The organism is Streptomyces sp. NPDC086080, from assembly GCF_044540255.1.
Taxonomy (GTDB): Bacteria; Actinomycetota; Actinomycetes; order Streptomycetales; family Streptomycetaceae; genus Streptomyces.
This window is the reverse complement of sequence record NZ_JBITRU010000006.1, coordinates 50635-67053: the sequence shown is the minus strand read 5'-3', so window position 1 is coordinate 67053 and position 16419 is coordinate 50635. Positions and strand designations below refer to the sequence as shown.

Here is a 16419-nt window from a genome sequence, read left to right as displayed (position 1 = left end):
CGGACACCGGTGGGGCGGCGGGGGCGGCGGGGGCCGCGGCTTCGGTGGGGTGCAACCGGCCGGTGCGTGCGGCGTGCAGCAGGTGGGCCAGGGAGCCCGCGGTCAGGGACGGGTTCCAGCCCTGCCGGGTGGCGTACCGGCCGACGATGTGCCGGAGCCCGGCCCAGGTGAGCAGGCCGGGGCCGGGGTTGCCGGCCGCCTGGAAGCGCAGCCTTTCGAGGGCGCCGAAGCCCTCGATCAGCTCGTGGAACTCCGCCTCGCGGTCCGGATCGGAGTCGATGTGCAGGCCGTGGGTCTGCCGCAGGGCCCGCACCCAGCGCCGGGCGCGGTCGGCGCGGTCCGGCAGTTCGGCGGGCAGTCCGCCCAGGTCGGCGAGCGCGTCGAGGGCGGCGGTCCTGGGCTCGGGGAGGAACTCCTCAATGCGGCCCACGGGGTTGTCGGGGTCGTCGGTCAGGACCAGGCGCGGCGGCAGGGCACCCTCGGCCGCGCTCGGCGAGATCTGCCGGTCCACGGTGATGACGGTGCGACGGGTCTCGTTGGCGACGTACTGGGCGGAGGAGGGGTGGCTGAGCAGGTCCTGGTCGGCGCGCATCATGGACATCTCGCAGATCAGCAGCCACACCGGCCAGTCGGGAGGCAGCGCCCGCAAGCTCCTGCGCCGTGCCAGCGTGCGGCCCAGCTGCTGGGGGTGGACGGCCTGATTGGCGCGGGTGCTGCGGCGGGGCACGGTAGTGCGTCCGCTGTCGCCGTGGCCGACGTAGACATAGGAGTTGGCCAAGCCCCGTCGCAGCGGCAGCAGACCGCCCTGCCGCGCCGCGTACACACCGGGAAGCCCTTCCATTTCATTGTTGTAGTGCTGGATGGCGGACACCACCCGCAAGGCCTCCTCCCGCAGAGCCATGTCGTGCGCGTTGAGGAACGCCCGCCCGGTCAGGGCCTGTCCGTCGACCGTGACCAGCGGGTACGACTCGATGTCGGCGTCGGGGAAGACCGTGCCGTTCGTGCCCCTGATCGTGGCCGCCGGGTCGTCCGGGAGCAGGCCGGGATCGGCGGGGATCCAGGCCCCCTCCAGGCCGCTCCCCGAGTCCGACGGGACCAGGCCCGGCACCCGGCGGCCGTCCGGCGCCGCTTCGAGCCGCAGGTCGCCGTAGGTGAACCAGACGCGGGTGCGGGTGCGGTCGGCGATCACCCGTGCGAGGGTCTCGTTGCGGCCGTCGTTCTCCTCGATCAGGACCACCACGGGCACGTCGGGCCGCCGCCCCGGGTCGTGCAGCACCAGTTCGGCGAACTCCTCGTCCGACACCGGTCTTCCGCCCACCAGCACCGCTCCCTCGGCGCTACGCTCGGCCACCACCGTGTAGGCGGTGGGCCCCCAGGGGGCGGAGTGGATGCCCCGCCGGTCGAAGACCATGTCCATGCGCAGGCGGACGCCGGAGCGTCCGGTCCAGTTCCGGCCGTACGGCGCGCCGTCGTCCCCGTTGAGCTCGGAGTGCTCCGGGTGTCCCTGCCGGGTCAGCCCGTAGGCGGCGATGGCGTCCAGGCTGCCGCCGCGGCCCCGGCGGTGGGCACTGCCCGCGAGGGTGAAGGCCTCGTAGTGCAGGGCCGCGTCCACCGGCGCGTCCGGCTCCAGGTGCAACAGCATCCTGGTGATGCCCGCCAGGTCCAGGCCGGCGCCGAAGCGGGGATGTCCTGCGCGCGCCGATTCGATCACGCGCAGCGCGTGGAACAGCCCGTTGCGCAGCTGCTCCGGGAGCGGCTGGGAGCCGAAGGTGGCGTCGACGATCGCCCACAGTTCCTGGATGCGTTGCTGGACCGCGCTGTCGCCGGACGGCGGTGCGGCGGCGGACCGTGCCGCGGGCACCGGAGCCGGGGTGGGCGCGGGAGTCGGCAACGGCAGCGGCGCGGGGGTGTGCGGCCGAGGCGCGTGTGCGGCGAGGGTGCCGTCCCACAGGGCGCGCACGGCCACGTAGGCGTCACCGTCCTCGCCCCGGCCGCCCTCGGCGATGTCCCACAGCGCGCGGGCACGGGCCAGCGCCTCGTTCTCGACGTCGGTGGCCTCCACGGGATTGACGTCCGCGGGACGCACCCCGCGGGGTCGGGCGGGTTCGACGCTGCGCGGATGACGTCGCCGGGGTTCGGGGCCCTCACCGAACAGCCGGCGCAGCAAGCGGTGCAGGTCCGGATGGTGCGCACGTACCCACTCCGGGCCGTCGTTGTTGCGGGGCAGACCGGTGTACGGGTCGGGCCCGCCGTTGGCCATGAAGTAGACGTTGGTGAGCTGGGCGAAGAACTCGCGCTCGTCGCGGCTGCTGTAGTTGGGGGCGCTGCGGCGGCCGTCGGCGTCGTAACCGTAGAGGTCGCCGTCGGGCCAGGAGCCGGCCTCGCCGGCCTGCTCGGTGGCCCGGTAGGCCTCGGTGACGCGCTGCTGGTCGGAGGGGTCCAGACCGTGGAGGTGCACGAGGTGGGCGACCTCGTGCACGGTGGTCGAGTAGCCGTCGGCCTGGGCGGACTCGCCGCCGGGGATCGTGGTGCGCTCCCCCAGCAGGTTCTCCTCGGTGACGGCCGTGCTGCGCAGGCCGACGCCGCGGACGGTCTCCCAGGGGCGGCCGTCGTCGGTGACAGCGCCCCGCAGGTGACGGAAGGCGTCCAGGGACGTCATGGCCTCTCTCCTGGGCACCACCACGACCCGCGAACCGCCCTTGAGCAGCCGCGCCGTGACGTCGGGGTCCCGCAGCAGCCGGGCGACCTGGGTGCGGGCCCGGTCACCGGCGGAGACAGGCTGCTCGACCCCCTCGGGCACCTGCGTCATGAGGCGTGCCGCGACCGCGGCGAACTCGGCCGGGGTGCGCTCGCGGCGCAGGGTGTCGACGAGCACGGGGTCGGTGGCCAGCCGCTCCCGGTCCGCGGGCGGCAGCGACGCCAGCGTCGCGTCACGGTCGGCGGTGGACAGGCCGGGCAGCCGGGCGGCGAGCGCCCGGACGGGGTCCGCGGTCACCTCCGGACGGGCCCGCAGCTCGTCGGCCAGCGCGGTCAGCTCGGCACGCAGCGCGGGCAGGTCGGCGTCGGTGGCGCCGAGGGCGAGCCACGTCCGTTCGTGGCGGGCGAGGGCCTCGGCGTCCAGGGCGGCGGAGTCCAGCAGTTCGCTGAGGCGTACGACGAGGGAGGGGGTACCGGCGGGCTGCGTGGAGCGGTGGGCGTCCTCACGCTCGAGTGCCGACGTGACCGTACGGGGGGTGTCGGCGGGGGCGCGGTGCAGCGCCCACAGCAGGTCGAGGAGGTCGCGTCCGCGCAGCTCCGGGTCGGTCCCGGTGACCAGGGCGAGGGCGGCGTCGGCCAGGGAGTCCGCGGGTGCGGGTACGGTGAAACCGTCGACCGTGACCGTGCCGGGGGACGGGCGGTCCACCGCCGTGACCGTGATGTCGACGCCGTTCACCGACAGTTCGAGAACTCGGCCGCCGCCCGTGACGGGCCGTATCCGCACCGACGCTCCGGGCATCTCCCGCTCCAGCGCCTCGCGCATCCCGGCGACGGCGGGCAGGGTGGCCGCGGGCAACTGGAACTCCATGGCGCCCAGCGGCCGGGGCAGGCCGAACTGCACCCGGGCGCGGGCGGCTCCGGCCAGCACCACGGGGTGGCCGAGAGCGTGCAGCACGGCTCCGACCCGGCGCGCTACGTCCAGTTCGGCGGTCTCGTCGCCGAACGGCGGTGCCGGCCGGTGCGCCCCCTTCAGAGGGCCCGGGACATCGCGGCTTGCCAGGGCGGCGATGGGTACCGACCGCGCATACGGGGGTTCCGCCGGCGGTGCGGGTGCGGCGGTCCTCACCTGGTCGGCGCGGACGGTGACGTCCGGCCGGTCGCCGGGTTCGGCGTCGCTGCCGTCGTAGTGATCGGCGCCGTTGTAGTAGACCTCCGTCCGCCGCGTGGCGTGCTCGGGGCCCGCGGTGCTGACCAGCCGGGGGCCGGACTCGAAGGACCGCGCCACGTCGATCCGCAGACCGAAGGCGTGCGCGAGAAGGGGCAGGAACACCTCTCCCACGGGTGACGCCCAACTCCATTGCCAAGTGGCGACAGCCGTCTGGAGTTGGGTGAGTTCCGTGTCGTCCAGCGGCGCGGTGCTCTGCGGATAGACGGCGGCGAGCAGACGCCCCAGCGCGTCGTTGTCGAGATCGGCGGGCGTCGGCAGCAGCCGGCGTTCCTGGAGGTACTGGAACATCCGGCGCGGGCCCAGGCCGTCGGCCTCCGCCGACACGACCTCCCTCGCGTCCGCCTCGGACAGCTCCAACTCGGCCGCACGGGCGTCGACATACCGGTTCCGCAGATCCACGGGGTCGAGAGCCTCCGGCACGGGCACGTACCGGACACCCAGCCGGTCGAGCCGGTCGCGCCGCTCGTCCTCGGTCATTGCCTGGACCCGCCTGCCGAATTCCGCGGCGGCCGTCTGCCGGAACTGGCCGAGGATCTGCGGATGCAGCCGTCCCTCACTGCGGACCAGGTAGTCCGCCACGAAGGACAGCATGGCGTCGAGCACGGCCCGCGAGGGGTCGGCGGGGAGCGTGCCGCCCTGGGCGCCGAGTTCGGCCCGGCGACGCAGGGCATCACGTACGGCGTCGGGGTTCCCGAGCCACTCGTACGCGGTGCGGTCGATGCCGGCGAGCGTGGTCAGACGGCCTCGGACGTGCACCGGGTCGCCGGCCACGACGGAGTAGAGCAGACACTCGCCGGTGGCAGGCATGCGTATCCGGCTGCCCCTGGCACGAGGAGTCTCCGTGTCCGTCGCCGTCACCGCCGTGTCGGTAGCGTTCCCCCTGTCCTCCCGGGACCCGGCCTCGGGATCGGACGGGGCCTCGATGTCGGCATCGGGCTCGGGCTCGGGCTCGGGCTCGGGTTGAAGGTCGGGCTGCGCCCTGGGCCCCGCCTTGGGAACCGGCTGCGTCGTGGCCACGGGCCCACGGTCAGGCTCGGCTACAACCTCGGGGTCCGCCTTCGGCACGGGCCGCGCGTCGGCCTCGGGTCGAAGGCCGGGCGCCTTGGGAACCGGCTGCGTCACTGCCACGGGCCCAAGGCCAGGCCCGGACACAACCTCGGGGTCCGCCTTCGGCACGGGCCGCGCGTCGGCCTCGGGTCGAAGGCCGGGCGCCTTGGGAACCGGCTGCGTCACTGCCACGGGCCCAAGGCCAGGCCCGGACTCAACCTCGGGGTCCGCCTTCGGCACAGCCTTGGGGTCCGCCTTGGGAACGGGTCGGGCCTCGGCCTCCGGTACACGCCCGGGCTCCGCCTTGGGCAGCGGGCGGGGCTCCGCCTTAGGCACGGGGACGGTCAGGGCCGGTTCCGCGGGGTCGTCTTCGCGGACGGGATCCTTCGGCGTCATGACGCCGGGCACGGGCTCCGGTTCCGTCTCGGACACCACGGTCCCCAACGGCTCGGCGTCACGTGTCGCTTCGTCGGGCGGCGGGGTCTCGGACTCGGCGGTGGTGACGGGGCGGAGAAGGTGGCCGAGGACGGGATCGTCCTCCAGGTCTCCGTCCAGTTGCCCCGTCGCCTTGTTCACCGGCAGCATTCCGAACAGGCCCGCCGGCACTCTGATCCGGACGCTGCCGAACGGTCCGTCGACGATGGCCGTGACCCCGAAGCGGTAGATCCGGTACTTCCGCTTGCCTTCCGCGTTGCGTTCGTCGGTGTCGGCCGTCGAACTGCTCCGGCCCTCACTGTCCATCCACTGCAGGATGTCGGCCGGCAGGGTCTCCAGGAACGCCCTGTCGTCCGTATGGCCGCCGCCCTCGGGGCCGAACGCGAAGCGCAAGCCCTTACCGCGCTCGACCTTGTGTTCCGGCTCCTCGTCGGTCTGCCGGTACCGGCGCTGCTTGACCAGGGTGCCGTCCGGCGGGCCCAGGATGTCGGCGCTGTCCACGCGCAGGCCGACCAGGCCGTCCCAGTCCCCCATCGGCAGTTTGTACTTGTGCTCCAGAAGTTCCTTGACACGGGGCCGCATCATGGCGGCGGCGGCGTAGTGGGCGTAGCGCACACCCGCGACGCTGGTGGTCGGGTCGAGTCCCGCGACCACCGGGGGGCTGCCCACCTGCGGGTCGGGATCGGTCCGCTGCCGTACGGCGGTCAGCTTGCCCCAGCGTTCGATGGCCGTGGCGGCGGGCACGCTCCAGGGGTGGAGACCGTCCAGGAATGCCTTCGGCAGCGCGGGCGCCGTCGACGCCTGGGGGACACTGGGCTTCTCCGGGTCCGCTCCGGGTCTCGGCCGCCAGCGGACCTCGGTCTCGCGCGGGGCAGCGAGGTCGAGCGGCCACTGCTGCGGCTGGTCGGTCTCGTGGGTGAGGTGCTGCGGCACGATCAGCCGCACGCTCCCGTCGACCAGTTGATCCTCCTGGTCGCCGGGATCATGCCAGGCGAAGACATGGTGCTCGTGGTCCAGACTCGTGGCGCCGGTGTAGATGCGCTCGATCCCGTCGCGGGTACGTGAGGGAACCGTGAGCACGGCCGGAAGTTCCGTGGACGTGCCCAGTTCGACGCGGAACTTGAGATCGTGATTGAACTCCTCTGAGGAGTCCTGGGTGTTGACGCGGTGGATCTCGACCGTCTTCGTGGTGTCCGATTCCACGGTCTGTTTCGAGTCGGTGTACTCGGCCAGGGCCTCGATTCCGCCGTGCCCCTTCTCGTTTCCGGCACGGCCGCGGAATTCGACGCCGCCGGAGAACTCGAGGCCGGATTTCCTGCTGCTCTCCTCCTCGGTCACCGCCTGCCCGCGCAGGGTGAGCTTCACCCCCTCCCGGTGCTGTTGTCCCGTGGGGGCCTCCATCCGCGCGACCGTGACCTTCACCCACAGATAGCGGGTGGTGGCCCAGGGGCCGGGCACCGGGAACCAGTGGAAGACGCCGTCGGTGGTGAGGGTGTGCCACCCGGTCTGCAACGCGTCCGAGGAGTACGCCGCCTTGAGGGAGCGCTGAAGAAGGTTGGGACGGGGCGCGACGGCCGGGTCCTTCTCCGTGGGGACGATCCCCTTGGCTCGTAGCCGGGCGTTGATCGTGTCCAGAACCTCGTCGGCCCTCATGAGTTCGGGATGCGACGTTCCGGATATCAGACCGGTGTCGAGATAGGTCCGCGTCGGCGTCGGTTCCGGTTCGACCGCCGACCGCGCCTCCGGCTGGGGCTCCGGCTTCCCCTCGGTCACCGGGTCCGGCGACTGCTCCGTCGTGACGTCCGGCTTCGTGTTCTTCGCCTTCGTGCTCTCCGTCTTCGTGCTGTCGGCGGCAGGCGGGAGGAGGTCGGTCATGCGGCGTTCGGGGACGAGCAGGTCGAGGGCCTCGGTGGCGGTCAGGTATCGCGTCGTCTCGGTGAGTTCGTCGCCGCGCCAGCGGACAATGGTCAGTTCGAAGACCGGGTCGGTGCGCAGTGTGTGCACGGGCCCGCCGTAGGTGGCGCGGGTGATGTCGGTCCGCCCCGAGGTATCGGCGTTCCCGTTGCCCCAGGTCCGGGTGACCGCCGCACGGCCGGTCAGACCGGCCCTGCCGCCGGGGCCGGTGGGGTGTTCGGCGTCGCTCCCGTCGGAACCCAGCAGGAACAGCGGGCCGCCGGACGATTCCGCTCCCAGCCCCTGGGCGGTGCTCCGGTCCTTCTCGTGCTCCGTCGCGGCCTTGGCGTACTGCTCGACCTCCACATCCGAACTGGCTCCGAGATCCGTCGGGTTGTGCGTGTGGATCTTCAGTCGCAGCGCCTGCTTGTAGTTCCCGACCTTGGGTAGCTCCGTCTCGTAGCCGCCCTTGCGGACGGACTCACCGAAGTGAGCCGCGAGAACCGCCGGGTGGGCCAGGTTCCTGATGTCCTCCGGCCAGTCGGCGGGGTTGTCGAGCCAGGCGTCGATCTGCCGCTCACGCCGGGCCCTGTTCCGCTCTCCCGAAAATTTCTGCTCGGCGTACATCCGCGCGCCGAGCCGGGCCAGTTCGGGCATGAGGTGGAAGGCGGGGTAGACGCCCTGGGCACCGCCGGTGAAGTCCAGTGCGGGGGTGTCCGCCGGGCGCCCGGACGACTCCCGAACGCCGGTCGTCCGCAGGGTCCGTATCTGCTCCAGGGTGACGGGCCGCTTCGCGGAGTGCTCCTCCGGGACGACGACGCGCGCCACGGAGTGGACCTTCCCGCTCAGGTACTTGGGCTCCTTGGTGTCGGGGACGACCTGCCAGCGCAGGCCCATCAGATAGCGGTGTTCGTCGACCTTCTTCCCGGTTTCCGTCCGGCGGTAGCTTCCGACGGCACCGCTCAGCTTGTCGCTCTTGTCTCCGCTCTTGCGCCAGACGCCCCGGAGGGAGGCGAGCTGGAAGCGGACCGGCGGGGTTCCGAAGTGCCGGCCGCCGATCGTGATGCCGAGTGCCGGGATGCTGAGCCGGGCGGCGGCACCGCCCGCGATCCGGGTCTTCCATCCTCTTCCCCGCCGGCCGGACGTCTTCGCGGACGCCACGGCGCGGGTGTTGGCCTTCATGGCGAAGTCGCCGCCGTCGGTGGTGTTCATCACCGACGGGTCGGCCATCGGATTGTCTCCGTCCAGGCGGCTGCCCCACACCGCCTTGGCGGCCACCTTGTACCCGCGTCCCCCGACCTCGATGGTGCGGTAGACACCCAACAGCGCCTGGGGGAAGTCGGCTTCGAGCGCCGGTCGGCCGTAGAAGGCCGCGAGGTCCCGGTCGGCGACGGACCAGTCACTCTTTCGCGCCTTGTCGGCGCCGACGGCCTCGATGTGGTGCTGCTCGATGGCCCGCCGCAGCTCCTGTTGGAGGTTCTCGCTGCCCGGCAACGCGACCGGCACACCGAAGCCGAGGCCCTTCCGGGAAGCCAGCGCCAGGGGTTCCCGGGGATGCGGTGCCACCAGCTGCCGCACCCTGTCCACCGCCATGCGGAACCTGAAGTTCGGGCGTTGCCTCGTGGGACGCAGCAGCACCGTGCGTGGTGGGGGCAGCGCCGGCACCCGGTGGCGCGGCGCGTCGGGGCTCCCGGAGACGGGGCGCAGGTCGGACGTCCATTCCTGTCCGACGGTCCGCCGCACGAAGTGCTCGGCCTCCCGCTTCGGGACGCTGACCTCGCCCACGGTCGTCACACTCACCGGCGGGATCCGGTGCGTACTGGACTCCATGACCAGTTCGATGCGCATGTCGGCGCGGTAACGGGACTGCTGAGCGAAGTCGTTGAGCACCGTGTGGCTGAGGTGGGACGTGGCGAGGGAGTGGCCGGCACTCCGGTCCAGCCCCAGCGAGGCGTTGAACGTCGGTACGAGAGCGGTGACTTCGGCGTCCGGCGAATCGCCGTCCACTTTGCTCTTGATGTCCGTCTCCTTGTTGTGCGGGTCACGGCCGACACCGGTGGTGTTGGCGCCGATGCCCAGCCCGGCTTCCGTGCTTCCCGTGCTGTCGCCGACCAGGGTGTCGCCCGCGCCGATGTCGTCCCGGCTGCCGACCGCCGTGTCGCCGAGGTACTGGAGGCTGACGATCTCCCTGCGGATCCGCAGATGGCCACGGAACTTGCTGACGAGCGCTCCGCTGAGCTCGATGCCGTCGGAGGAGTCACCGCCCACCCACCAGGGATACCGGTTTCGGGCCGTCGACTCGCTCAGGAAGCCCTGGGACCGGTCCATGTGCGCCTTGGCCAGGATGTCCCGTACCACCGGCGCGGGCAGCCCGGCCGCGCGCATGGTGCGGTGCAGGGCGGCGATGACCGGTGTGAGGTTCACCGCCTGGAGCAGTTCCCGGGCCTGGGAGGGCTTCGACGTACGGGCGGCGGAGGGCGGGGGCGCTTCGGGGGCCCGCGGGTCGGGGCGGTGCCCGTCCTCACCGCTGTAGACGGTCGGTACGTCGATGAGAACGCGGTTCCGTACGGTGACGAGGTGGTCGGGCGTGGGGGTGGCATCCTCGCCGTCGACGAAGACACCTATCTTCAGTCCGGCCCGGTAGCGGGTGAAGTCGTTGATGAAGGGCTTGCGGCCGGCCAGGACCGTCCGCCCCCAGTTCTGCGACTTGCTCTTGCCGGAACCCAGCTTGAACTGGGGGAGCGTCAGCATGAAGGCGGACGCGGCGGCCTGTGCGGCCAGGTTGAAGAACGTGAAGAAGCTCGAGTCGAGCCCGCGGCTGGTCTCGCGCCCGCTCTGCCCTCCGGTCGCCGTGGAACCGAAGCCGACGGGATACTTGCTCACCTCGCCCTTCGGCGTCTCGATCTTCGTCAGGCCGCTCGGCACGGGACGCAGCCACACCAGCCGGCCGTCCACGACCAGCGTCCGGCCGACCGCCAGGAGATCGGTCCACTTCTTGGGGTCGACCGTCAGCAGCAGGTCACGGACCGCGTCCTTGATCCCCTCACGCAGCGCGGCATGCGTGTCGGGCGGCCCCGGCAGCTCCAGTCTCGAACTGATCTTCCGTGCCAGGCTCTCCGCCCTGCTCGGCGAGAAGAAGGTGTTCTTCGTCTCCTCCGCGACGACGACCTGCCCCAGCGCGCCTTCGTCGAAGTACCAGGGGGCCGGGTCCGCTTTCCTGTTGCTGCCGGGGTCGGGGTCGGGGTCCTGGTCGTCGAGGGGCAGCAGCATGGATTTCGGAAACTGCGCAGGCTGCGGCTCGGGCTCCGGGGTCGGCTCGGGCTCGGGCTCCGAGGTCGGCTCGGGCTCGGGGATCGGCTCGAGCGGGCGGGGCGACGGTCCGTACGTGATCATCCCCGGAGCCCGGGGGGTACCGAGCGCCGTCCAGTCGTCGACCGCCTGGGGCCGCCCGTCCGGCAGGGGGAGCAGGGACAGGATGTGCGGGAGTGAGGGATCGCTCGGTTGAAGCAGTCCCACGGCGCCCGGAGATCCCCACGTGATGCGGTTGCTCACCTGGGCGATGACAGGTCGTGGGTCACGGTCCGGTGTGCCACCGACCGACCCCGCGCCGGACGGCTGTACCGGCGAAGCATGCGAGGAGGCGGCCAGGACCACCTGCGCGTCCTCGGCCATGGCCTCGTCCATCGCGAGCAGTTCGGCGGCCTCTTCGTACGACACCCAGAGGGAGACCCCCCCGGGCAGTTCCATGCGCAACCGATCCGACTTCTCCGCGAACCATGCCAGATACCGCGGGTACTCCTTGGCCACGACCCACGGCATGTCCGTCTCAGGACCGACACCACTCACGCTCGTGGGGTCCACGGCCCGGGCACGGTTCACGTCCACCTTCGTGCCCGATGGGTTCCCTGCCCAGTTCCGTCCGGTCGGCTTGCCCTTGCCGTCGGACAGCAGGGTCGGCTCCGAGAGGGCTCCCAGCGACTTCAGATGGAAGATACCCAACTCGAAAACGCTGTAGGGGCTGCTGAGTTCGACTCCCCTCGCGGCCGCTTTCGTGGCCAGTGAAAACAGCTCCGAATGCCAGTGCGGGCCCAGCTGATCAGTGTGGAGAATGTAGCGGGCGCGGTCTTCCAGGAAAGGGGCGTGCGCATTCTGCCACTCCAGTGCCTTCACTGTCGCCCAGAAGTATCGCGTGCGCTCGAAATCCCCGACGGTCGCCGCTGGAGCGTTCGAGCCCAGAACCCGGGCAATTTCTGCACCCAGGTCCGGAATTCGGTTCAGATACTGCGCCGCATCGGTAACGGCGGGGAGAGCGAATGCAGCAGAAAGTTCGCGTTCCGCGAAATCGGGGTTCTGGCGCACCTCCCCGGCAACTGCGCGCAGCAGGTCACGGTAGTCGGCCGGGGTCAACTCACCCTGTGTAACGTTGCGCTGCTGTTGACGGTAATCGAGGGCCAGGCGTGTGAACAGGTCCTGGGTGAAAGGCCCTGATGCGCGCAGCAGCGGGTCGGCGTGACGCATTCTCTCCAGCGCGGCTATACCCGTGAAGAGATCGTCGTACTCACTGCCGTCCTCGATCTTCACCGTGAAATTCTGACGCAGCGCCCGCACCAACCGCATCGTCCGTTCAAGGGTCTCCGGTGACGGATGTCCGGGCCCCTGATGCAGACCGGTTCGACGGGCGAGTTCACTCAGCCTCTCCGTCGTCGGTTTGGGTCGGTTCTCCACCCACGCGCCGCGCCGCCCCCATGCGTCCGTGAAGAGGACGTAGACCCATTTGCCGTCCTTCTTCGTGAGGCCGATCTTGCGGTTGGCACCGAATACGGTGCGTCCGGTCTCGGTGGCGGCGTGTTCCGCCGGACTGTCGACGCCCAACGGATCAGGGACAAAGGCTTCCTGGACGCCTCTGCGGACGTTCCTGAGGCTCTGCGGCGTATTGGCGAAGCACACCGTCGTCACCACGGCGTACTCCTTGGACAACCCCGCCAGGCTCGGACGCCGCCTGAGCATCCCACCGAACGTCGGGCCGTCGACGTAACGCCGCTGGTTCTCCTCCGTCGGCAGATAGACGCGGCCCGGCAAACCATGCGCGAAGAAGCGGTAGACCGGTAGGCCGGCGAAGGGAAGCCCGTTGTCGTCCTTGGTCATCTGGTCGGTCGTCACGTCGTAGTGCCAGAGTTCCGTCGCCTCCTCGGCGTGCCGGTCGACCGCCACCATGGCCGCGGCTTCATCGTCCTTGTACACAGACCTGCCGGACGATTTGCCGTCGGCGGCGACCAGGGTGTGGGACGTCATGGTCCGCTCTGACGCCCGAGGGTGCCCGTACACCTCGGGGTCGAGCACCATGCCCGGCGGGCTGAACACCCACTCGGTGGGTGGCTTGCCTTCGACGTCATGCCCCGTCACGACCGGCGGCAGGGACGGATCCGACTGCCGGGACGTACCGACCGGGCCGGTGGCGGCCCATACGCCCCTGTCCAAACGGTGCGCCAGCCGGCGCGGCAGCTCCAGACCCCGTGCCCCGGCGCCCGGGACGACCAGCAGCAAGGGGATGTCCTTGTCCCGCTGGTTCAGCCCGGGGGCACGTGTCATCAGTTCCACCAGCACGGATTCCGGTACCACCTGCCGCGTGTCGCCGGGGCCCGGAACCTCCACGCTCTTGTGATCACCGTCGGCCCTCAGGACGATCGGCTCGGGACTGCCCGGAGGAGCCCACGGCGAAGTACTCGTCGTGTCACCGGTAGCAGTACCGTTCCTCCTGCTGTACCGGCTGAGCTCCAGCTCGCCGACCGGGGAGCGTGTCCAGTCCCACCCCCGAAGCAGGCCGTCCGGGCCTCGCACCTCGTATGCCGGGGAGAAGACTCCCTGATCCCTGAGCCGGACCGCCGCCAGAGCCGCCAGGTTTCTCACCGAAGCGCCCTCGGACGTCGGATGGGCCACCAGTCCGATCAGTTCCGCGAGCTGCCCGTCGGTCACCGGGTCCCCGGTGTCCAGAAGCAGCACAGCGCGCGCCACATCGTCCAGGAGAGCCCGGTCGAACCGGCGGTCCCCCAGAGCCTGAGCGCCCCGGCGGAGGTCATCGAGCCGGCCGAGAGCAGCCAGGAGGTCGGCGGGCGAGAGCCCATCCACGATGCCGGATCCGTTGATCTCCGTCAGCAGATTCTGCCGGGCCTCGAATTCTTCCCAGTACGCGTCATCGGAGTCGGAGTCAGAGTCGGAATCGGAGTCGTCCTCGGAGTCGTCGTCGAGAACCGATGCGGAATCGCCGCGCCCAGAGTAGGTCACCAGACGGCCGTCGCCGTCGCCGTCCTCCCTGCTCTCGGCCGGAGACGGGGAGCCGAGCGTCTCACCGACGCCGGGTGCCGCAGGCGGCATCTCGCGAGAGACGACCGGAACCGGCTCCGCCGGCCCGGTGACGGCCGGGATCTCCTCGGACTCGGTCCGCACGGGCCGGTACGGCGGCGGCACCTCGGGCGTGGTCCGGGCCTCCTCGGACGAGGGGGTGCGCGTGTGGTCCGCGGAGTCGGTGTCCACCGCCGAGGTCGGCGGGCCGGCAGTGCCGGCCGGATCGTCGGTGACGGCGGGGGCGGTGTCACCGGGAAGGGCGTCGGGGCCGGATCTGCCGGGCGTGGTGGTCTGCGGCCGCTGCTGTGGGGTGGCGGGAGACACCGCGGGCGCCGGAGTGGCGCTGGTCGACGGCGTGGGGGTGGGTGTGGGGGACGCCCCGACAATCGGGGCGACGGGGGGCACGAGGGGGTTCGTCCCGACGTCGGCGGTGCCGTCCGGGGCGGGGCCGCCGCCTTCCGCCCGTGCCGCGGGCGCGGACAGCCCCGGGGCGGAGGAACCGGCGGAGGAAGGGAAGTTCCCCAGCCCGTCGCCCGAGTCGAGGGTCCCGTCGGTGATCGGGGTCGTCGTCCCGCCATCCGCCGACCGCTGCCGCCCGGACTCCTCCTGAGCCGGACCACCGCCTCCCGCCTGAATCCCGGGCGCGGACAGCCCCGGGGCGGAGGAACCGGCGGTGGAAGGGATGTTCCCCAGGTCCTCACCCGTGTCGACGGTCCCGTCGGTGATCGGGGTCGTCGTCCCGCCATCCGCCGACCGCTGCCGCCCGGACTCCTCCTGAGCCGGACCACCGCCTCCCGCCTGAGCCCCGGGGGCCGACAGCCCCGGGGCGGAGGAACCGGCGGTGGAAGGGATGTTCCCCAGGTCCTCACCCGTGTCGACGGTCCCGTCGGCCCCCGGATCCGTGGTCACCGGGGGGTTGAGGGTGGAGAAGACGGAGTCGGGGTCGTGATTCGACGATATCGGCGGTGTGTTCCTGCCGAGCCCGGCACCCGGGACCGTGGTGTCCACGTCGTCCGTGGTGGGGTCCCCGTAGTCGTGCGTGTACGCGTCCGACGGGGTGCTGTTGTACGACGGCTTGCCCGCACCCAGTGCCCCCGGTCCGGACTGCGCGCCGTTGTTCCCGTTGACGGCCCCGGGTTGCACGCCGTCGTCGGTGTCGTAGTCCGTGAAGGAGGAGAAGGTCGAGGTGTCACTGGTGTCGCTGAAGACGGACGCGGTGTCGCTGTAGTCCGAGGAAGAACCGCCGTAGATCGACGAGGAATCGCTGTGGACGGAGGAGTTGTCGGCGTCGCTGTCGTAGGTGCCGGAGCCGTTGACGCTCGACGTGTACGGCGCTGTGTAGGGGGAGTCCGGGACGTCGTAGGGGTTCGGGGCCCCGTTCGTGTAGGCGACGTGGTGGAAGTCCCCTTGCGGGCCGGTGGTGTCGTACGTGTTGCCGTAGCGGTTGCCGCCGCCCGGCAAGTTGTTGAGGCCGTCGGGGCCGAGGTCGAGGTTCTGGAAGAACTTCGCGTACAGGAACTTCCCGCCGAACTCCGCACCGGTGGAGGCCGCTTCGAAGATCAGTCCGCTGAGGCCCGCGCTCAAGAACGTGCCGGGGTTGAGGGCGAAGGTGCCCAGGAAGATCAGGCTGGTGAAGGCCTCGGCGAAGGTTTCCGCCTGCCCCTCGTTGATGAAACTGAACGGGAGTTCGGAGGCTTCCTTCCAGAACTTGTTGTTCTTGAAGATCCTGTTGATGATACTTCCGCCGAACTGGCCGAAGATACCCCCGAAGAATCCCGCGAACGCGCCGGCGACCGCGGACTGGGCGATGTCCCCCCAGTCGAACTGCTTGCGCCGGCGGTCCGGGTCGTCCGGCACGGTCATGGAGATCAGCTGCGCGGCGAACGCGACGAACGCCTCCTGGATCGCCTCCAGGAGTACCGACAGCGGCGTGGGGACGGCGTGTCCCATCCGCTGGAGGAGCAGCAGGATGGTGAGCGCGGTGCGCGACTTCTGGACGGCGATCTCGGTCAGCGACGTGCCGCCGGTGAAGACGGACAGCGCGGCGATCAGAGCCAGTTCGATGTTCATGATGATGAACTCGATGAGGATCTGGTACTTCGCCTCGGACAGCTTGATGGAGCGGTCCACCTGCCGGCGGCCGGTCTTCCTGACCTCGTCGGCGAGCTTGTGCAGATGGTTCTGCCCGTTGTCGTCGACGAAGAGTTTCATCGCGGCGATGAACTCGGCGGCGATCTGCGGCGGGAGCGACTTCCCGACGCCGGCGATCGCCCCCTTCATCGCCTCGGACAGGCTCTCGAGGTCGTCCGCCAGCCGGTCATAGGGGTTGCGGCTGGCGGCGCCCTTGTCCTCGTTGCCGGTGGCGACGTTTGCCCCGACATAGATCTCGATGAACTCCCGCAGCCCGGGCGGGAACATGATGGCCATTCAGCGCCTGTTTTCGCTCTCCGAGCCGTGCGCGCCGATGTCGTCCAATGCCTGGATCTGGGGCCGCTGCACATGGTCGGCCTCCGCGGCGACCGCGTCGACCAGTGCCATGAACGCCGTGGTCATGGGCAGGATCGTGGTCACGATCTGTTCCGTTTCCCGCCGGACCTGATCGCCGACCGCGTTGGCGAATTCGTCGTCGCCGCCCTCGTCGCCCCACCAGCCCGCGTACGCGGCGACTCCGGTCTCGAACCGGGGCAGCATCTCGTCGCCGTAGCGGACGGCGTCGGCCAGGTACCTGGATTTCTGCAGAATCGCCTGGATGTCGGCGGAATAGTTGCCTGCCACGA

General features: G+C 70.9%; 2 protein-coding genes. Both read right to left on the bottom strand.

Annotated features, from left to right (window positions below):
* The coding region (locus ACIF9R_RS09780) for a lonely Cys domain-containing protein (RefSeq protein ID WP_399976794.1) at window positions 1-16069 on the bottom strand (16069 nt) is incomplete at its 3' end.
* Window positions 16070-16417, bottom strand: a complete 348-nt coding sequence (locus tag ACIF9R_RS09775) for a hypothetical protein (protein ID WP_399976791.1) — start codon at window positions 16415-16417, stop codon at window positions 16070-16072.
* Window positions 16418-16419: the final 2 nt, after the last annotated feature.